Source organism: Xanthobacter sp. BG11Y11_SDJG, from assembly GCF_057364445.1.
Map to the genome: position 1 here is coordinate 1 of NZ_JBNFNU010000041.1, position 18,254 is coordinate 18,254.

An 18,254-nucleotide genomic window follows, 5' to 3' on the forward strand; every position below is an offset into this window, starting at 1 on the left:
CGCGGCGGCCGGCATTCTGCGGACGCGCCGCCGAACGCTCTTCCGACGGCACGTCGGCGATCGCCTGCGGGCGCGGCGGCGCCGCGCCGGTCGCTCGCCGGAATCTGCATCTTGATGAGCCGCTCGATGGACTTGAGGAACGCGCGCTCCTCGTGGTCGCAGAACGAGATGGCGATGCCCTCGCGGCCGGCGCGCGCGGTGCGGCCGATGCGGTGGACATAGCTTTCCGGCACGTTCGGCAGATCGTAGTTCACCACGTGCGAAACGCCCGTGACGTCGATGCCGCGGGCGGCGATGTCGGTGGCGATCAGCACCCGAATCTCGCCGTCGCGGAACGCCTGGAGCACCCGGTCGCGCTGGTTCTGCGACTTGTTGCCGTGGATCGCCTCGGCCGGGTGGCCGGCCTTGGCGAGCACGCGCACCACCTTGTCCGCGCCGTGCTTGGTGCGGGTGAAGACGAGGGCGCGGTCGATGGGCTCCTGGGAGAGCACCTCGGCCAGCAGCGCGCCCTTGCGCGCCTTGTCGATGTGGATGACGCGCTGCTCGACGCGGTCGGCGGTCTTGGCGACCGGGGTCACCGCGACCGTCACCGGGTCGTGCAGCATGGACCCCGCCAGCTCGGCGATCGCCTGCGGCATGGTCGCCGAGAAGAACAGCGAATGCCGCTTCTGCGGCAGGCGCCGGACGATGGCGCGGATGGCATGGACGAAGCCCATGTCCAGCATCTGGTCGGCCTCGTCGAGGACGAACACCTCCACCTGGTCGAGCCGCACCGCGCGGTTCTCGGCCAGGTCGAGCAGGCGGCCGGGGGTGGCGACCAGCACGTCCACGCCGCGACCGAGCGCGCGGATCTGGCGGCCATGGGCACGCCGCCGATGGCGAGCTCCACCGAGGTGCCGGCATGACGGCCGAAGCTTTCAAAGCTGTCGACGATCTGGCCGGACAGTTCGCGGGTAGGCGAAAGCACCAGCACGCGCACCGACTTCGGCTCGGGCCGATGGCGATGGCGGATCAGGCGATCGAGGATGGGAAGAGCGAAGGCGGCGGTCTTGCCGGTGCCGGTCTGGGCGATGCCGATCAGGTCACGGCCGGCGAGGACCTTGGGAATGGCCTGGTCCTGGATCGGGGTCGGAGTGGTGAGGCGCGCCTCTTCCAGGGCGCGGACGAGGGGCTCGGCGAGGCCGAGGTTCGCAAAAGAAGTCAAGCTCTGTCTTTCATGGGCAGCAGGCGCCGGCGGCCGATGAGCGGCGCGGCGTGGGGCTGCGGGGTCTTCGACATCCCGCGTGGCCTGGGGTGTCCGTCAATCAGGGATGAGATCGGGCAAAGCCGCGTCTGCAAGCTTCAGGAAGCTCCGAGCGGTCTCCGCTACGCGGCCCGAATGCGCCTCTGCGACCGAAACGGCCGGAATGAGCGAAGCGCGTGCGCTCTTCATATGCGAACTGCCGTGTCCATTTCAAGGCGCAACATGAAGGTTAGCCGCCACAGCGCTGCGCTGCGCGGTTTCGCCACCCTGCCGTAACGGCATATTTGCACGGTGCGATGCACAAGCGCACTTGCGCAGGCTTGAGCTTCAGACGACATAGGGCGCGAGAGGTGACATGATCGATCCCGCCGCCATCGTCGACGCGACGACCCAATTCCTGAACGAACACCCGAACCTCATGCCGCTGGTGATGTTCGGCCTCGCCTTCGGGGAATCGCTCGCGATCATCTCGTTCCTCATTCCCGCCACGGTGCTGATGCTGGCCATCGGCGCGCTGGTGGAAGCGAGCGGCCTCAGCCTGTGGCCGGTCTGGCTCGCGGCGGTGGTCGGCGCCTCGCTCGGCGACGCGGTCTCCTACTGGTTCGGCTACCACTACAAGGATCGCGCCAAGACCTTCTGGCCGCTGTCGCGCCAGCCCGATCTGGTGGCGCGGGCCGAGGACTTCTTCACCCGCTTCGGCGTCTGGGGCGTCGCGATCGGCCGGTTCTTCGGCCCCTTGCGCGCGGTGGTGCCGCTGGTGGCGGGCATCTTGGCCATGCGCCAGATGCCGTTCCAGCTGGCCAATGTGGGCAGCGCCATGGTGTGGTCGTTCGCCATGCTGGCGCCGGGCGCCGCCGCCACCAAGCTGCTCGGCTTCTAGCGCGCGGCGCTCATTTCACCCAGGCCGGGAACATCGCCGCCAGCGCGCCGCCGACCATCTCCATGGCGATGGCGGCCAGGATGATGCCCATCAGCCGCTTGGAGATGGAGAGCGCGGTCGGCGACAGGCGCGATCCGAGCCAGGGCGCCAGCGCCATCGCCGCGGCGAAGAACACCAGATAGCCGATCAGCCCGGCATAGAAAACCGGCGAGGGTGGCCTGCGTGCCCGACTGCTGGGCATAGACGATGATGGTCGCCATGGTGCCCGGGCCGAGCGCGATCGGCAGGCCGAGCGGATAGACGCCGGGATTGGACGTGGACTGGAACCGCGCCTTCTCCGCGCTGGTCCCCTGGTGCGAGGAATGGTCGTCGCCGCTCAGCATGGAGAGGGCGATCATCAGCACGATCAGCCCGCCCGCGAGGCGGAAATGGGCGACGTCGATGCCGAACAGCCCAAGCAAAGCGTGACCGGCGAGCGCGCACACCAGCGCGCCGATGGTGACTGTGCCGACCATGGCGATGAGCGTGCTGCGACGGCCGGCGGCGTCGAGGTCCGCTGACAGCGCCAGGAAGATCGGCACGATGCTGAGCGGGCTCATGATGGCGAACAGCGCGGCGAACAGCTTCGCGGCCAGCGTCAAATCCATGGGTTCCGGCTCCGCATGAGGGACAGGCGGTTCCCTTGTGCCCGATTTGCGCCGCCATTCCCACCCAGGGCGCGGGAAGACCCGCCCGCCGCCCCCCCGCGGGTATTGTCTCGCTCTGCGAACCTATATATGAACGGACATATCACTCAGGAGCATTGCCATGATGAATTTCCTGCAACCGCGCCGCGGATTGGTCCTCGGCCTCGTTCTCGGCTCCGCCTTCGCTGTATCCGTCCGTGCCGAGCAGCCGGCCGCCGGGACCGCCGGCGCCACCTCCACGGTCACCACCTTTGCCGCCGCCAGCCTCACCAACGCCTTCCAGGACATCGGCAAGGCCTATGAGGCCAAGGGCAAGCCGGCGGTCCGCTTCTCCTTCGCCGCCTCCTCCGCGCTCGCCAAGCAGATGGAGGCCGGCGCCCCGGCCAGCATCTTCGCCTCGGCCGACCTCAAGTGGATGGACTACACCGACGGCAAGGGCCTGACCCTGAAGGACACCCGCGTGACCCTGCTCGGCAACACGCTCGTCCTGGTCGCGCCGGCCGACAGCGCCAAGCCGGTCACCCTCGCCAAGGGCATGGACATCGCGGCCCTGCTCGGCCCCAACGGACGCATCGCCACCGGCCTCACCGATAGCGTGCCGGTGGGCATCTACGCCAAGACCGCCTTCACCCATCTCGGCGTGTGGGACAAGGTCGCCCCGCGCATCGTCGGCGCCGAGAGCGTGCGCGCGGCGCTCGCGCTGGTGGAGCGCGGCGAGGTGCCCTACGGCGTGGTCTACGCCACCGACGCCGCGATCGCCAAGAATGTGAGGGTGGTGGCGACCTTCCCGCCCGACAGCCACCCGCCGGTGGAATACCCCTTCGCCCTCGTGAAGGGCCAGGATACGCCCGCCGCGAAGGACTTCTTCGCCTTCCTCATCGGCGCCGAGGCGAAGGAGATCTACAAGAAGTACGGCTTCTCGGTCCGCTGAGCGGCATGCGGAGCGGCCCGCGCCGGCAACCGCCGGGCACGCCGTTTCCTGAGCCTTTCGGCGCCCGCTCGGCCGGCCTAAGATTTGCCTTTCGGAGCGCGGTCCGGGCGGGCAAGCCAGCCTCCCGGTGAAACGCCTCTCAATCTCGAAGGAGTCCGCGTCCTCCGATCCGCCGCGACGCTGGCGGATCGGCGCGCGCCGGGGTGGCCGGGATGACGACATTTCTCACGCCGGAAGAATGGACCGCGGTGCGGCTCAGTCTCCAGGTGGCCTTCTGGGCCACCTTCTGGAGCATGCCGCCGGCCATCCTTGTCGGCTGGCTCCTGTCGCGCGTGACCTTTCCCGGAAAGGGCCTGTTCGACGGCATCGTCCACCTGCCTTTGGTCCTGCCCAAGGTGGTGGTGGGCTATCTGCTGCTCATCACGCTCGGCACGCGCGGCTATCTCGGACAGTATCTCCATGAGTGGTTCGGCATCAGCCTCATCTTCACCACCGCCGGCGCCACGGTCGCCGCGGCCGTGGTGAGCTTTCCGCTCTCTGTGAACGCCATCCGGCTCGCCATCGACGGGGTGGACAAGGGGCTGGAGACCGCCGCCCGCACGCTCGGCGCCTCCAGGCTCGATGCCTTCTTCACCGTGACGCTGCCATTGATGCTGCCTGGCATCCTATCAGGCGCGCTGATCGCGCTCGCCTCGGCGCTGGGCGAGTTCGGCGCCACCATCACCTTCGTCTCGAACGTGGAAGGCGAGACGCGCACCATCCCGCTCGCCATCTACAGCGCCACCCACATGCCGGACGGCGACGCCATGGCGCTGCGCCTCACCGCCGTTTCCGTGGTGCTGGCGTTGGGCGCGCTGATCCTCGCCGAGATGGCGGACCGCCGCATCAAGATCGCCCTGGGGCGCATATGATCGAGATCGACGTTTCGCTCGCCCGCCCCACCGGCTTCAAGCTCGACGCCAACTTCACCGCGCCCGGCGAGGGGGTGACAGCGCTCTTCGGCCGCTCGGGCTCGGGCAAGACCACCATCATCCAGGCGGTCGCCGGGTCGGTGCGGCCCGACAGGGGCCACGTGCGCGTCGACGGGGAGACCTTCTTCGATTCTGCCAGCGGCATCGATCTGCCCATCGAGAAGCGGAACGTGGGCTATGTGTTCCAGGACGCCCGGCTGTTCCCGCACATGAGCGTGGAGAGCAACCTGCGCTACGGCGCGCGGCGCACCCGGCGCGAGCGCACCATCTCCTTCGACGCGGTGGTGGGGATGCTTGGCATCGCCCACCTTCTCGGCCGGCGCCCGCACACCCTGTCCGGCGGCGAGAAGCAGCGGGTCGCCATCGGCCGGGCGCTGCTCGCCCAGCCGCGCCTGCTCCTGATGGACGAGCCCCTCGCCTCCCTCGACGAGATGCGCAAGGGCGAGATCCTGCCCTATCTGGAGCGGCTGCGCGACGAGTTGAAGCTGCCCATCCTCTATGTCAGCCACTCCATCGAGGAGGTGCTGCGCCTGTCCACCGCGGTGGCGGCGGTGGCGGACGGCCGGGTGATCGCCTGCGGGCCGCTCTCCGACGTGCTCTCGCGCCCCGAGCTGCTGCCGGTGATCGGCCGCTTCGACGTCGGCACCATTCTCGAGTGCACCGTCAGCGCCCATGACGAGCGCTTCGGCCTTTCCACCGTCAGCTTCGCGGACGGGGAATTGCGCGTGCCGCTGGTGGGCAGCCCGGTGGGCGCGCCGGCCCGCGCCCGCATCCGCTCGCGCGACGTCTCGCTCTCGCTCTCGCGGCCCATTGACGTGTCGGTGACCAACCGGCTCGCCGGAACCATCGGCACGATCACCCGCGCGGAAGGTCCGTTCGCGGACGTGGAGGTGTTGCTCGCCCATTCCAAGATCTACGCGCTGGTGACGCAGGAGAGCGTCGAGCGCCTGGCCCTGGAGAGGGGCACGCCGGTCTGGGCCATGATCAAGGCCGTGACGGTGGATTCGCGGCCGGCCGGCTTCTCCTCGCCCGGCGCGGAGATCGTCAGCCCGCCTGCCGCCCCGGCGCCCCCGGCGTCTCGTCCTCATCGGCCTCTGCGTGTGATCCCGGGCGGAACTCCGCCGCAAGAGACGCCTTGAGTTCGTCCACCGCCGCCCGCGTCGCCTTGGCCGCCTGCCGCTCGCTCGCCCGGTAGAGCGCGATGAGCCGCGCGCCGAAGGCCGTCACTTCGGTGCCGGCGCCGCGGCGGCCGGGGTAGGTGATGATCACCTTCTCCTCGAACATGCGGTCCAGTTCGTCGATCAGCAGCCAGGCCCGCCGGTAGCTCATGCCGATGGCCTTGGCGGCGGAGAGGATGGAGCCGTGGACGCGGATCGCCTCGAGAAGCGTGATCTTGCCCGGCCCGAGCTTGCGCCCGTCGGCAAAATCGATGCGCAGGAACAGGCGGGGATCGGCAGTGCGGGCGTCTTCGGTCACGGCGGGCGCTCCTCGGCGGCGAGCATAGCGCGCCGGGCGGCAAAAATCTCGCGCCCGCCGGTCCGCCGGCGGATGATCGACGCCGGTCGAGCGCAGGCCCGGCGCGGGACTTGCCGGGCCTTCAGTCCACCGCCTCGGGCGGCACGCCGCCGCGCCGGGCGAGGAAGCGCCGGCACTGCTGCTCCCGGTCGTAGCCGAGCAGCGTGCCGAGCATGAAGTCCTCCTCCGGCGAGAGCGCCGTGAGCGGCTTGTTCACCACCGTGCGGGTGGTCTCCACGAAAGCGGGATTGCCGAAGAAGAGATTGACCTTGTGCCCGCTCACATCGTGCACATAGTGGGCGATGCATTCGCGGCACAGCCGGCCGACGATCAGGTGGCTGTCATGCGCCGACATGGTCATCATGAACAGGCAGCGCACGCCGCGCCGGTATTCATAGAGCTTGTGGTTGAAGATCCGCGTGACGAGGGCATCGGCGGCCGGCCCCGATGCCTGCGGACCTTCGCCTAGAGCAGCGCCGCAAGCCATGCCGTCACCCGCTTTTCCGTCATGCCGGACTGGCCGTCCTGGTCGAGGGCGAGGCCGACGAACTTGCCGTCCCGCTCGGCAGTGGAGCCGGTATAGTCGTAGCCGGCGGTGTCGGTGAAGCCGACCACGGTCGCGCCCTTTTCCGTCACCTCGTCGAACAGGATGCCCATGGCGTCCACGAAGCTGTCGGGATAGGTCGCCTGGTCGCCGGTGCCGAAGAGCGCCACCTTCTTGCCGGCGAGGTTCGCCTCGCGCAGCTTGTCGATGTTCTCTTCCCAATCGGTCTGGAGCGTGCCGTCGCCATAAGTGGGCGAGCCGAGGATGAGCAGGTCGCAATTCTCGAAGTCCGCCTTGGTGGCGGCCTTGATGTCGATGCTCTTGCCCTGGGCCTTCTTGGAGATCTTCGCGGCCACGCCCTTGGTTGCCCCGCCGTCGGAGCCGAAAATCACGTTCACAATCATCGCTACGTCTCGTTATGAACCATCGTAAAGACAAGGCGGCAGAAATGCAGGATGCCGCCACGGCCGAATGCGATGAAAATTAGGTCACGCCCAAACTTGTCTCAACATGGGGGTGATCCGGATTGCTCCCATCCAAGTCTTATGCTAACAAATCTGAATAGTTTTTGAACTTCTCCAGATTTAAACTGCACCCCCAGCCCCTGCCGGCGCCCCGGTAGGCGGCGCATCCTTCGCTTTCCCCTTACCGGCTGCGAGACCCGCAATGACGCCACGCGGATGCTGCGGGATGCGTCCCCGCATCGCCATTCCCGGATGCCGAGGCGCGCTCTATGCTCGCCTCACCTCCTGAAGCGGGATGCCCGATGCCGCGTTCCCTCAGCTCCCCATCCCGGCACGCGCGGCGCGCCGCCTCGATCGTCGCCTCCTTGGTGCTTCTCGCGCCCGCCGCCTCGGCCGACCCGGTGCGGACACTTGCGCCCGGCGTCCTGAAGGTCTGCCTGTTTCCCACCTTCCCGCCCTTCTCGGGCCAGGAGGCGGACGGCCGCTGGACCGGCTGGGACGTGACCTTCCTCACCGGCTTTGCCGCGCAGCTCGGCCTCGCCTTCGAGCCCGTCGGCGTGCCGCGCTATGCGGGCTTCTGGACAAAGCCGGGCGAGGACCGCTGCGACATCGCCGCGGGCGGGGTCGCCGATCTGCCCTACCGCCGGGCGGAAACCGGCGACAAGGGCATCTGGTCGACGACCTATACCCAGGTGGTGCGCGCGTTCGGCGTGCGGGCGGAAGACGCCGGCAAGCTCTCCTCCATCGCCGACCTCGCGGGACGCACGGTGATGGTGGTCGAGGGGTCGACCGCCGAGATCGACCTGAACGACCGCGCGCCGCGCGGCGTGGCGCTGACCGTGATCGCCACCTCCGACGACGCGGACAATGCCCGCCGCGTGCGCGCCGGCGCGGGACCGGACGCGCCCTTCGCCTATGGATCGGGCTACGGCAGCGTGGTGTTCTTCAACGACAGGCTGGGCGAGATGGCCCTGGCCTGGCCCCACTGCCTCATGCTCGCGGACGGCACGCTCGCGCCGGAGCGTTTCGCCTTCATCGTGCGCGCTGCGAGCACCGGCCTCGCCGCGGCCCTCGACCGCTTCATCGCCGATCCCGCCCATCCCTATCCTGGCGGCGAAGGCCCCGCCTGCGAGAAATAAGCGGCGGCGCCGCTCTGCCGGTCGTCTGTGCGGGCGAACGGGCGACAGGGGCCTCGCCCGGTCCGGCGACGTCGTTGGCTCGCAGATGTGGGGGTGGGCTCGGCGCTACCGAGGCGGTGCGGACCACAGCATGGCCCCTCAGGCCGACGTGTCCCGCCGGGAGGCGGACATGAGGGCCACGCCTACTCCGCCGCTTCCTTCGGCGGCTTCCGGCGGCTCTTTGCGGAGATGACGAGGTCGAACTCGGCGAGCTCCTCGTCGGTGGGCCAGGTCATGTCCTTGTCCCAGGCCCAGGCGGCGCGGATGTCTTCGTCGCTCATGGCATCAAGCTTCGCCCAGTCAACCGTCTCTGCGAGACGATCGGCCTCTTCCAATTGCTTCTTGGTAGGCACGGCGTCTGCTCCGCCTGAAATGGAGGCCAAGAATACAGTCAAAAAACGCCAAGTCGCCATCGCAAACAAAAAAGCCCCGGAACAGCCTTCGCCGTTCCGGGGCTCGCCTCAACGAATGAGGATCAGTTCTTGGTCTTGTCCACCAGCGCCTTGGCCTTGATCCAGGGCATCATGGCGCGCAGCTTCTCGCCCACTTCCTCGATCTGGTGGGCGTTGGCCTTGGCGCGGGTGGCCTTGAACGAGGTCTGGTTCACCTTGTTCTCCAGCATCCAGTCGCGCGTGAACTTGCCGGACTGGATGTCGGTGAGCACGCGCTTCATCTCCGCCTTGGTCTCCGGCGTGATGATGCGCGGGCCGGTGACGTATTCGCCGAACTCGGCGGTGTTGGAGATGGAGTAGTTCATGTTGGCGATGCCGCCCTCATAGATGAGGTCGACGATCAGCTTGACCTCGTGCAGGCACTCGAAATACGCCATCTCGGGGGCGTAGCCGGCCTCCACCAGCGTCTCGAAGCCGGCGCGGATCAGCTCCACGAGGCCGCCGCAGAGCACCACCTGCTCGCCGAACAGGTCGGTCTCGCACTCTTCCTTGAAGGTGGTCTCGATGATGCCGGCGCGGCCGCCGCCGATGGCCGAGGCGTAAGAAAGGCCGAGATCATGGGCGTTGCCCGAGGCGTCCTGGGCGATGGCGATCAGGGTCGGCACGCCGCCGCCGCGCTGATACTCGGAGCGCACGGTGTGGCCGGGGCCCTTGGGGGCGACCATCAGCACGTCGAGATCGGCGCGCGGCTCGATCAGGTTGAAGTGCACGTTGAGGCCGTGGGCGAACAGCAGCGCCGCGCCGTGCTTCATGTTGTCGGCGAGGCTCTCGCGGTAGATGTCGGCCTGCAGCTCGTCCGGGGTGAGCATCATCACCACGTCGGCCCACTTGGCGGCCTCGGCGGGGCTCATCACCTTGAAGCCCTCGGCCTCGGCCTTCTTGGCGGTGGCGGAGCCGGGACGCAGGGCGACCACGACATCCTTCACGCCCGAGTCGCGCATGTTGAGCGCATGGGCGTGGCCCTGGCTGCCATAGCCGACGACGGCGACCTTCTTGCCCTTGATGAGGTTCAGGTCGGCGTCGCGATCGTAGTAAACGCGCATGGGGTTCCCTTTGAGGTTGCTCGTTGCGTTGAAGGGTTGGGACGCGGCCCGCAGAAGGCCGGGTTCAGGTGATGAGGTCGGTCAACCTCAGAAGTTCGGCGAGCCGGCCGCGCACCTGGCGGAGCACTTCGGGCGGAGCCTTCTCAATGTGCCGAAGGTGTCGCTCGGTCCGGTCGATGGATCGGACCTGGTCCACCAGCACCACCCCGCGCGTGGCAAGGCCATCGGGCAGGGGATACTCGGTCGGCCAATCCCGCCGCCGGGACGTGATGGGGCAGATGACCGTTCGGCTCGAAACCTCGTGATAGGACCGGTCGGTGATGACGATCCCGGGCCGGCGCCCCGCCTGCTCGGTCCCGCGCACCGGATCGAGATCGATCCAAACGATGTCGCCCGCATCAGGAATCACGACGGCGCCGCCTCTTGGGAGCAGGCGCGGGGTCCGTGCCGCGCGAATAGTCGTCGTCGATGATCTCGGAGCCCACGTCAGGGCCCCAATCCACCGTTTCGGGCTCGTTCTGCGGGCCGAGGCGCTTCATCTCGGCGACCATCTCCGCGAGGCTTGGTACGCCGGGAATACGTGAGGAAGCCGGCGAGGCGCGGAAGCCGTGCTCGTCGACGTCAACATCCATGAGGCTGCCGGGCTTGAGGCGGAAACGCTCCACCACCTCCCTGGGCAGCCGCACGGCGATGCTGTTTCCCCACTTGGCGACCTTCACGCGCATGGATCAATGAGCTCTTGAATTCGGATAGCCGATGTATATCCGTAAAGAAGCGATTGCAAGCGCTCTCACATGGCCTCCGGCCCGCGGGAGATGGCAACCACGCCGGTGCGCGCCACCTCCACCAGGCCGAGCGGCTCCATGAGCCAGGCGAACTGGTCGATCTTGTCGGACTTGCCGGTGATCTCGAATACGAAGCTCTCGCGCGTCGCGTCGATCACGCGGGCGCGGAAGGCCTCCGCGAGCCGCAGCGCCTCGCCGCGCGCCTCGCCCACGCCGCGCACCTTCACCATGGCGAGTTCGCGCTCCAGCGCGGTCGCCTCCACGGTGAGGTCGCGCACCCGGTGCACCGGCACGAGGCGGTCGAGCTGGTTCTTGATCTGCTCGATCACCATGGGCGTGCCGGTGGTGACGATGGTGATGCGCGAGAGATGCGCCTCGTGGCTCACCTCGGACACCGTGAGGCTGTCGATGTTGTAGCCGCGGCCGGAGAACAGGCCGATGACGCGGGCGAGCACGCCCGGCTCGTTGTCCACCAGGATGGAGAGGGTGTGGCGCTCGATGGGCTCGGAGGTCTGGGGCATGGAACTCTCGGAAGGGGCGGGAGATTGAGAGGCACCGTCATCCCCCGGCTTGTCCGGGGGATCCACCAGGCCGCTAAAGCACCGGTGGCAAGGCGTCTCGCCGCGGAGTGGATGCCCCGGACAAGCCGGGGCATGACGGCGTTCTGCGGTGGTCCGCTCGACCTCACACCAGCATCTTGCCCTCGTCGGTGATGGCGGCGTCGAGGTCGATCGCCATGTCGCCGAGGATCATCTCGTTATGAGCGCGACCCGAGGGGATCATGGGGAAGCAGTTTTCCTGCTGATCCACGATGCAGTCGAAGATCACCGGCCGCTTGACGGCGATCATCTCGGCGATGGCGGCATCGAGATCGCCCGGCTTCTCGCAGCGGATGCCGACGCCGCCATAGGCGTCGGCGAGCTTCACGAAGTCGGGCAGCGCCTCCGAATAGGAATGCGAGTAGCGCCCGCCATGCAGCAGTTCCTGCCACTGGCGCACCATGCCCATGTATTTGTTGTTGAGGATGAAGATCTTCACCGGCAGGTCGAACTGCACGGCGGTCGACATCTCCTGCATGTTCATGAGGATGGAGGCTTCTCCCGCGATGTCGATGCACAGGGCGTCGGGATGCGCCTTCTGCGCGCCGATGGCGGCCGGCAGGCCGTAGCCCATGGTGCCGAGGCCGCCGGAGGTCATCCAGCGGTTCGGCTCCTCGAAGCGGAAGAATTGCGCCGCCCACATCTGGTGCTGGCCCACCTCGGTGGTGATGTAGACGTCCTTGTCCTTGGTGGCCGCATAGAGCCGCTCGATGGCGTATTGCGGCTTGATGATCTCGTCGGAGGCCCGATAGGCGAGGCAGTTGCGCGCCCGCCAGCGGTCGATCTGCCCCCACCAGGCGTCGAGCGCCGCGCGGTCCATGTTGAGGTCGCGCGCCTTCCAGGCGGAGACGAGGTCGGCGAGCACGCGGCGGCAATCGCCGATGATAGGCAGGTCCACCTTGACGTTCTTGTTGATGGACGAGGGGTCGATGTCGATGTGGATCTTCTTCGAGCCCGGCGAGAAGGCGTCGAGGCGGCCGGTGATGCGGTCGTCGAAGCGCGCGCCGATGCACACCATCACGTCGCAATCGTGCATGGCCATGTTGGCCTCATAGGTGCCGTGCATGCCCAGCATGCCGAGCCACTGGCGCGAGGCCGCCGGGAAGGCGCCGAGGCCCATGAGCGTCGAGGTGACGGGCACGCCGGTCAGGCGGGCGAGCTCGCGCAGGAGGCGGCTCGCCTCCGGCCCGGAATTGATCACGCCGCCGCCCGTGTAGAAGATCGGCCTCTTCGCGCCGGCGAGCATCTCCACCGCCGCCGCGATCTGCGGCTGCTCGGCATCGAGCTTCGGCCGGTAGGTCTTGTGGACGATGTTCTCGCGGCCGACATAGGTGCCGGTGGCGAACTGCACGTCCTTCGGGATGTCCACCACCACCGGGCCGGGCCGCCCGTTCTGCGCCACGTAGAACGCCTCGTGCAGCACACGCGCGAGGTCGTTCACGTCCCGCACCAGATAATTGTGCTTGGTGCAGGGGCGGGTGATGCCCACCGTGTCGCATTCCTGGAACGCGTCGTTGCCGATCAGGTGCGTCGCCACCTGCCCGCTGATGCAGACGATCGGGATGGAATCCATGAGCGCGTCGGTGAGACCGGTCACCGCGTTGGTGGCGCCGGGGCCGGAGGTGACCAGCACCACGCCCACCTTGCCGGAGGAGCGGGCATAGCCCTCGGCCGAATGCACCGCCGCCTGCTCGTGGCGCACCAGGATGTGCTCGATCTCGTTCTGGTGGAACAGCGCATCATAGATGGGCAGCACCGCGCCGCCCGGATAGCCGAAGATGTGGCTCACGCCCTGGTCGGCGAACGCCTGGATCACCATCTCGGCGCCGGTCATCTGCTTTTCCATTGCCTCAAACTCCTTGGGCGCCGCGGCGCCGCTCGACCCGACGGGCGCCTGAGGCGCCCTGAACCTGCCTGGCCCGGACGGCGCGCGGCGCGCGGCAGGGCCCCAGAAACGACGAAGGGGCCCGAAGGCCCCTCTAAGCGCGCGCCACCTGTCTTCCGACCGACCGTCAGGCCGATCCGGCAGTGGCGCGCCCCCCTACGATAAGGATAACGATATTGCGCATGACGGCGCAGTCCCTTTCAAAAGTTGCGCGAAACTACCCACCGGTCCGGAAGCCGTCAAGCGCGAATGCGCGCCCGGAACCATTTCCCGCCGCGGCTGCCGTGATGTTGCCCAATCTTTAAGGTCTCTGTATCAACGGTTCCCCTGGGGGCGGCAAGAGAAGGGGGCGAAGCTCCATGAACAGATTGACGCTCGCGATCGCGGCAGCCGGGCTCGGCAGCACGCTCACCCTGTCGGGTGCGATGGCGGACTGCCAGTCGGATGCCACGGCGGCGCGCGGCGCGCTGGAGGAAGCCGGCAAGGCGCTCGGCGCCGCCACCAAGCGCAAGGCCGACCCGCAGACCCTGTGCCCCCTGTTCCGCTCCTACGTCACCGCCGAGACCCGCTGGAACAAGTTCCTGGTGGACAACAAGGAGTGGTGCCAGGTGCCGGAGGAGGCCATCAAGGCGTCCAGCGCCAGCCTGAAGAAGAGCGCGGGCGTGCGCGACCAGGTCTGCCAGGCGGCCGCCAGCGGCGTCGCGCCGGGCGGCCCGGCCAAGCCGCCGCCGCAGGGCTCCATCTCCAGCGCGCTCGGCGTGACCACCGGATATTCCCTGAGCGGCTCGGGCGGCAACGTCTTCGACACGCTCAACGGCAACGTGATGAAGAAATAGGGTCACCTTGAGTTCCACGGAAGGACCCGCCGCACCCCACATCGCCGACGCCGCGCGCGGCAATTGGGTGGATCGGCGCGCACCGGCCTCCCTGCGGCCCTATTTGCATCTGGCGCGGGTGGACCGGCCGATCGGCACCTGGCTTCTGCTGCTGCCCTGCTGGTGGTCCACGGCGCTGGCCGCCATCGCCGCGGGCAGCCCCTTCCCCGATCCCCGGCTGCTGGTGCTGTTCGCCATCGGCGCGCTCGCCATGCGCGGCGCCGGCTGCACCTGGAACGACATTCTCGACCGCGACATCGACGGCCGGGTGGCGCGCACTCGCAACCGGCCGGTCGCCTCCGGCGCGGTGAGCGTCCCCGCCGCGTTCGCTTTTCTCGCCGCCCAGTGCCTCGTCGGGCTCGCCGTGCTGCTGGCGCTGCCGCGCTTCGCCATCGTCACCGGCATCGCCTCGCTGGGCGTGGTGGCGATCTACCCGCTCATGAAGCGCATCACGTCCTTTCCGCAGGTGGTGTTGGGCATCGCCTTCTCCTGGGGCGCGCTGATGGGCTGGGCCAGCGTGTTCCGGGCGATCGAAGACCCGGCTTTGCTGTTGTTCGCGGGCTGCGTCGTCTGGGTGTTCGCCTACGACACCATCTATGCCCACCAGGACAAGGAGGACGACGCCATCGTCGGCGTGCGCTCCACCGCCTTGTATTTCGGCCGCCGGTCGGCCCTGGTGGTGGGCGCGTGCTACGCGGTGACCGTGGTGCTCTTCGCCCTCGCGCTCGACACCGCCCAAGCGGGGCTGTTCGCGTTTCTCGGCTTGGCAGGCTTCGCGCTGCATCTCGCCTGGCAGGTGCGCGCGCTCGACATCGACGATCCGGCACGCTGCCTCGTCGTCTTCAAGTCCAACCGGGATGCCGGCCTGATCCTGTTTGCGGGTCTCGCTTTGGATACCATCGTCCCGGCATTGCTCTGAGGGCGGCCCCGCCGCACCGCAGCGCGTGCGATGCAGCACGAGGCGCCTTGCCTCCGGCCGCGCCGCCGCCTATTTGGCTTCCATGAGCGTGAACCCTTCCCGCAGCGCCGGTGCCGCGACCGCCCCCGGCGGCACGGACGACCTGATGCGCCGCCTCGTGGAGGCGGTGGCGCAGGCGGGCGTCATGGCGCGCGACATGCGCGCGGCCGGCCTCGCCACCTGGACCAAGGAGAACGATTCCCCCGTCACCGACGCCGACATGGCCGTCGACGGCTTCCTGCGGGAGCGCCTGTCCGCGGCGGCGCCGGACGTCGCCTGGCTGTCTGAGGAGAGCGCCGATACCGGCGCCCGCCTCGGTGCCGGCCGCCTGTGGGTGGTGGATCCCATCGACGGCACCCGCGCCTTCATGGCCGGCGGCTCCGACTGGGCGGTCTCCGTCGCCCTGGTGGAACAGGGGCGGCCCGTGGCGGCGGCGCTCTATGCGCCGGCCAGCGAGGAGATGTTCCTCGCGGTGCGGGGCCAGGGCGCGACCCTCAACGGTTCCGCGATCCAGGCCAGCCGCCACGCCGCGCTGGAGGGCGCCCGCGTCGCCGGACCGACGGCCGCGCTGGACGCCTTCCACCCGAAGGTGGCGCTGAACCGCCTGCCGCGCGTGCGCTCGCTGGCGCTGCGCCTCGCGCGGGTGGCGAGCGGCGAGATCGATCTCGCGCTGGTCGGCGAGAACGCCCATGACTGGGACCTCGCCGCCGCTGACCTGATCGTCGAGGAGGCCGCCGGGCGCCTCACCAGCCATGCCGGAGAGCCGATCCTCTACAACCGCCTTGTGCCGCGCCACGGCGCCCTTCTGTGCGCGGGCCTGCCGCTGCATGCGACGGTGCTGGCGGCGCGCCAGTCCTCCTCCCTCCCGGCCCCGGTCCAGGGCATCACCCCGAGAGCACCACGATGAGCACCACGGCCAAGAAGCAGCTGCCCCACCTCGTGTTCGGCGGCGAACTGACGTCGATCGACGGCAACGAGTTCAAGGATCTGTCCAAGCTCGACATCGTCGGCATCTACCCCGACTATGCGAGCGCGGCGGCCGCCTGGAAGGCCAAGGCGCAGCAGACCGTGGACAATGCCATGATGCGCTATTTCGTGGTGCACCTGCACCGCCTGCTGGACCCCGAGACCGGCAAGGCGCACGGCGAGTAGTTTCCCCCCCTTCCCCGGCACGGCGGACGGACGGGCCCGGAGCGGGGCGCGCCGTCCGCATCCCGCCCCGCCCCAAGGGTGAGCACCGAGACACATGTGGCGTCGCATCCGGACCAATCGCGCGTTCCAGCTGGCTGCCGGCACGACCTTCGCGAACTATTTCAAGCTGGTGGCCCACACCACGCGGTTCGTGATCGAGCCCGCCGACATCTTCGACGTGATCGACGAGAAGATGCCCGTGATCGTCACCTTCTGGCACGGTCAGCACTTCCTGACGCCGTTCGCCATGAAGCCGCACCACAAGGCGAAGGTGCTGATCTCGCGCCATGCGGACGCCGAGATCAACGCCATCGCCGCCGAGAAGCTGGGCGTCGGCACGATCCGCGGCTCCGGCGCCACCTCGCGCCATGACTTCCACAGGAAGGGGGCGGTTTCGGCAACCTATGAGATGCTGGAGACGCTGCGGCAGGGCACGAACGTCGCCATGACCGCGGACGTGCCGAAAATTGCCCGCAAAGCGGGGCTGGGCGTCGTTACCATAGCACGGTATTCTGGCCGCCCCATTCTTCCGCTCGCCATGGCCACACGCAACCGCATCACCCTCAAGAGCTGGGACCGCGCCAGCCTCAACCTGCCCTTCGGCCCCGGCGCGGCCGTGGTGGGGGAGCCTGTTTATGTGCCCCGCGACGCCGACGATGCCGCGCTCGCCGCGCGCGAGGCGCAGGTCCAGGAGCGGCTCGAGGCGGTGACCGCCCGCGCCGAGCAACTGGTGGGCCGTTCCGTCGGAAGGCCTCTATGAAGGCGCGTTCGCTCACCGTGACCCTGCGGCTCTACCGCGGCGCCAGCGCGGCGGCGGCGCTGCTGACACCGGCCTGGCTCTCCTACCGGGTGGGCAAGGGCAAGGAGGATCGCGAGCGCCTGCCGGAGCGGCGCGGCTTCGCCAGCGCCGAGCGGCCGCAAGGGCCGCTGGTCTGGGTGCACGGGGCGAGCGTCGGCGAGGTGAACTGCGTGATGCCGCTGATCGAGCGGCTGGTCGCCCGGCGCTTCAACGTGCTGCTCACATCGGGCACCCTCACCTCCAGCAAGGTGGCCGCCCGGCGCGCGCCGCCGGGGGTGATCCACCAGTTCATGCCGCTCGATGCCGGTGCCTTCGTCTCGCGCTTCCTGGACCACTGGAAGCCGGATCTGGTGCTGCTGGCGGAATCCGAGCTGTGGCCGAACCTGCTTTACGACCTCAGCCGGCGCGCGACGCCGGTGGTGCTGGTGAACGGACGCCTGTCGCCGAAATCGGCGCAGCGCTGGTCGCGCCTGTCGCGCAGCGCGCGGGCGCTGCTGTCGCGGGTCGATCTGTGCCTTGCCCAGAGCGAGGAGGACGGCGCCCGCTTCCGCGGCGCTCGGGGCGCCGCGGGTGGAGGTGTGCGGCAACCTCAAGTTCGACGTGCCGGCGCCCGCCGCCGAGCCCGCGGCCCTGGCCGCGCTCTCCTCCGCCATCGGCGCGCGGCCGGTGCTGCTCGCCGCCTCCACCCATGCGGGGGAGGAAGTGCTCGCCATGGCCACCCACAAGGCGCTGCGCAAGGAACTGCGGAACCTGCTCACCATCGTGGCGCCGCGCCACCCCGAGCGCGGCGAGGAGATCGCCGAACTGGGCGAGGAGGCGGGTCTCGTCACCGCCCGGCGCAGCACCGGCGCCCTGCCGGCGGCGGACACCGACATCTACGTGGCCGACACCATCGGCGAGATGGGGCTGCTCTATCGCTGCGCGCCGGTGGTGTTCATGGGCGGCTCGCTGGTGGAGCATGGCGGGCAGAACCCCATCGAGGCCGCCAAGCTCGGCGCCGTGGTGCTGCACGGCCCGCACGTGTGGAACTTCGCGGCCATCTACGCCCGCTTCGATGCCGACGGCGGAGCGCTGCCGGTGGCCGACATCAAGGACCTCGCCCGGCTCACCTTCGTGATGCTGCGCGACCAGGCCCGGCGCGAACGGGTGGCGGCGGGCGCCCGGGTCAGCGTGGCCGCCCTCGGCGGGGCGCTGGAGCGCACGCTCGCGGCCATCGAGCCCTATCTGGTCCACATCCGGCTGCAGCACCATGATC

The 18,254-nt window shown here is 68.9% G+C and carries 20 protein-coding genes and 2 pseudogenes; 11 read left to right on the forward strand and 11 right to left on the reverse strand.

What is annotated here, in order from left to right:
* Positions 1-1,204: pseudogene (locus AC2W7M_RS06260) on the reverse strand (DEAD/DEAH box helicase); the annotation flags it as partial.
* Between the two features lie 394 nt (positions 1,205-1,598).
* Here AC2W7M_RS06260 and AC2W7M_RS06265 point away from each other — a divergent pair.
* Complete coding sequence (locus AC2W7M_RS06265; protein WP_486130956.1) at positions 1,599-2,123, forward strand: DedA family protein; 525 nt, start codon at positions 1,599-1,601, stop codon at positions 2,121-2,123.
* Here the strand turns inward: AC2W7M_RS06265 and AC2W7M_RS06270 are convergent.
* Positions 2,120-2,770: a MarC family protein gene (locus AC2W7M_RS06270; protein ID WP_486130957.1), complete on the reverse strand. Its 651-nt coding sequence runs from the start codon at positions 2,768-2,770 to the stop codon at positions 2,120-2,122. The genes AC2W7M_RS06265 and AC2W7M_RS06270 overlap by 4 nt on opposite strands.
* A 160-nt stretch (positions 2,771-2,930) precedes the next feature.
* Between AC2W7M_RS06270 and modA the strand changes: the two genes are divergently transcribed.
* The 3 genes from modA (at position 2,931) to modC (ending at position 5,850) form a co-directional block, all read left to right on the forward strand.
* On the forward strand, positions 2,931-3,740 hold the full coding sequence (gene modA, locus AC2W7M_RS06275) for a molybdate ABC transporter substrate-binding protein (protein ID WP_486130959.1): 810 nt from the start codon (positions 2,931-2,933) through the stop codon (positions 3,738-3,740).
* Between the two features lie 212 nt (positions 3,741-3,952).
* Entirely contained in the window at positions 3,953-4,651 is a 699-nt protein-coding gene (gene modB / locus AC2W7M_RS06280) for a molybdate ABC transporter permease subunit (protein WP_486130961.1), read from the forward strand.
* Positions 4,651-5,850 carry a molybdenum ABC transporter ATP-binding protein gene (gene modC, locus AC2W7M_RS06285; RefSeq protein WP_486130990.1) on the forward strand — a complete coding sequence of 400 codons (1,200 nt, stop codon included), beginning with the start codon at positions 4,651-4,653 and terminating at the stop codon, positions 5,848-5,850. The genes modB and modC overlap by 1 nt, the downstream gene beginning before the upstream one ends.
* Here the strand turns inward: modC and AC2W7M_RS06290 are convergent.
* The 3 genes from AC2W7M_RS06290 to fldA form a co-directional block, all read right to left on the reverse strand.
* Positions 5,756-6,187 (reverse strand): winged helix-turn-helix domain-containing protein, encoded by a 432-nt coding sequence (locus tag AC2W7M_RS06290; RefSeq protein WP_486130963.1) that lies wholly within the window; start codon positions 6,185-6,187, stop codon positions 5,756-5,758. The genes modC and AC2W7M_RS06290 overlap by 95 nt on opposite strands.
* Positions 6,188-6,308: 121 nt before the next feature.
* Complete coding sequence (locus AC2W7M_RS06295; RefSeq protein ID WP_486130965.1) at positions 6,309-6,713, reverse strand: DUF2023 family protein; 405 nt, start codon at positions 6,711-6,713, stop codon at positions 6,309-6,311.
* Positions 6,692-7,174, reverse strand: a complete 483-nt coding sequence (fldA, locus tag AC2W7M_RS06300) for a flavodoxin FldA (protein WP_486130967.1) — start codon at positions 7,172-7,174, stop codon at positions 6,692-6,694. Before fldA ends, AC2W7M_RS06295 begins: the two co-directional genes overlap by 22 nt.
* Positions 7,175-7,536: 362 nt before the next feature.
* On the opposite strand from fldA, the gene AC2W7M_RS06305 reads away from it, so the two are divergent.
* Positions 7,537-8,373: a substrate-binding periplasmic protein gene (locus tag AC2W7M_RS06305; protein ID WP_486130969.1), complete on the forward strand. Its 837-nt coding sequence runs from the start codon at positions 7,537-7,539 to the stop codon at positions 8,371-8,373.
* 182 nt (positions 8,374-8,555) lie between these two features.
* Here the strand turns inward: AC2W7M_RS06305 and AC2W7M_RS06310 are convergent, their stop codons facing one another.
* The 6 genes from AC2W7M_RS06310 to AC2W7M_RS06335 all read right to left on the reverse strand — a co-directional run bounded on the left by AC2W7M_RS06310 (position 8,556) and on the right by AC2W7M_RS06335 (position 13,137).
* The gene (locus AC2W7M_RS06310) at positions 8,556-8,765 is read right to left on the reverse strand and encodes a hypothetical protein (protein WP_486130971.1); all 210 of its coding nucleotides are present in this window, start codon (positions 8,763-8,765) and stop codon (positions 8,556-8,558) included.
* 122 nt (positions 8,766-8,887) lie between these two features.
* Positions 8,888-9,907, reverse strand: a complete 1,020-nt coding sequence (ilvC, locus tag AC2W7M_RS06315) for a ketol-acid reductoisomerase (RefSeq protein WP_486130973.1) — start codon at positions 9,905-9,907, stop codon at positions 8,888-8,890.
* A 64-nt stretch (positions 9,908-9,971) separates the two neighbouring features.
* Positions 9,972-10,316, reverse strand: coding sequence for a type II toxin-antitoxin system PemK/MazF family toxin (locus AC2W7M_RS06320; protein ID WP_486130975.1), 345 nt, complete (start codon positions 10,314-10,316; stop codon positions 9,972-9,974).
* On the reverse strand, positions 10,306-10,626 hold the full coding sequence (locus AC2W7M_RS06325) for an AbrB/MazE/SpoVT family DNA-binding domain-containing protein (protein WP_486130977.1): 321 nt from the start codon (positions 10,624-10,626) through the stop codon (positions 10,306-10,308). Before AC2W7M_RS06325 ends, AC2W7M_RS06320 begins: the two co-directional genes overlap by 11 nt.
* 71 nt (positions 10,627-10,697) lie before the next feature.
* Positions 10,698-11,213, reverse strand: coding sequence for an acetolactate synthase small subunit (gene ilvN / locus AC2W7M_RS06330; RefSeq protein WP_486130979.1), 516 nt, complete (start codon positions 11,211-11,213; stop codon positions 10,698-10,700).
* A 163-nt stretch (positions 11,214-11,376) separates the two neighbouring features.
* Positions 11,377-13,137, reverse strand: coding sequence for an acetolactate synthase 3 large subunit (locus AC2W7M_RS06335; RefSeq protein ID WP_486130981.1), 1,761 nt, complete (start codon positions 13,135-13,137; stop codon positions 11,377-11,379).
* Between the two features lie 398 nt (positions 13,138-13,535).
* Here AC2W7M_RS06335 and AC2W7M_RS06340 point away from each other — a divergent pair, with 398 nt between their 5' ends.
* The 6 genes and pseudogenes from AC2W7M_RS06340 to AC2W7M_RS06365 form a co-directional block, all read left to right on the forward strand.
* Positions 13,536-14,012 (forward strand): hypothetical protein, encoded by a 477-nt coding sequence (locus AC2W7M_RS06340; protein ID WP_486130983.1) that lies wholly within the window; start codon positions 13,536-13,538, stop codon positions 14,010-14,012.
* A 7-nt stretch (positions 14,013-14,019) separates the two neighbouring features.
* Positions 14,020-14,970 carry a 4-hydroxybenzoate octaprenyltransferase gene (gene ubiA / locus AC2W7M_RS06345; protein ID WP_486130985.1) on the forward strand — a complete coding sequence of 317 codons (951 nt, stop codon included), beginning with the start codon at positions 14,020-14,022 and terminating at the stop codon, positions 14,968-14,970.
* 82 nt (positions 14,971-15,052) lie between these two features.
* Complete coding sequence (locus AC2W7M_RS06350) at positions 15,053-15,916, forward strand: 3'(2'),5'-bisphosphate nucleotidase CysQ (RefSeq protein ID WP_486130986.1); 864 nt, start codon at positions 15,053-15,055, stop codon at positions 15,914-15,916.
* The gene (locus tag AC2W7M_RS06355; RefSeq protein WP_121624368.1) at positions 15,913-16,161 is read left to right on the forward strand and encodes a DUF4170 domain-containing protein; all 249 of its coding nucleotides are present in this window, start codon (positions 15,913-15,915) and stop codon (positions 16,159-16,161) included. The genes AC2W7M_RS06350 and AC2W7M_RS06355 overlap by 4 nt, the downstream gene beginning before the upstream one ends.
* A gap of 94 nt (positions 16,162-16,255) precedes the next feature.
* Positions 16,256-16,960, forward strand: a complete 705-nt coding sequence (locus AC2W7M_RS06360) for a lysophospholipid acyltransferase family protein (RefSeq protein WP_486130988.1) — start codon at positions 16,256-16,258, stop codon at positions 16,958-16,960.
* A pseudogene (locus AC2W7M_RS06365) lies at positions 16,957-18,254 on the forward strand (3-deoxy-D-manno-octulosonic acid transferase); the annotation flags it as partial. The gene AC2W7M_RS06360 and the pseudogene AC2W7M_RS06365, both read left to right, overlap by 4 nt.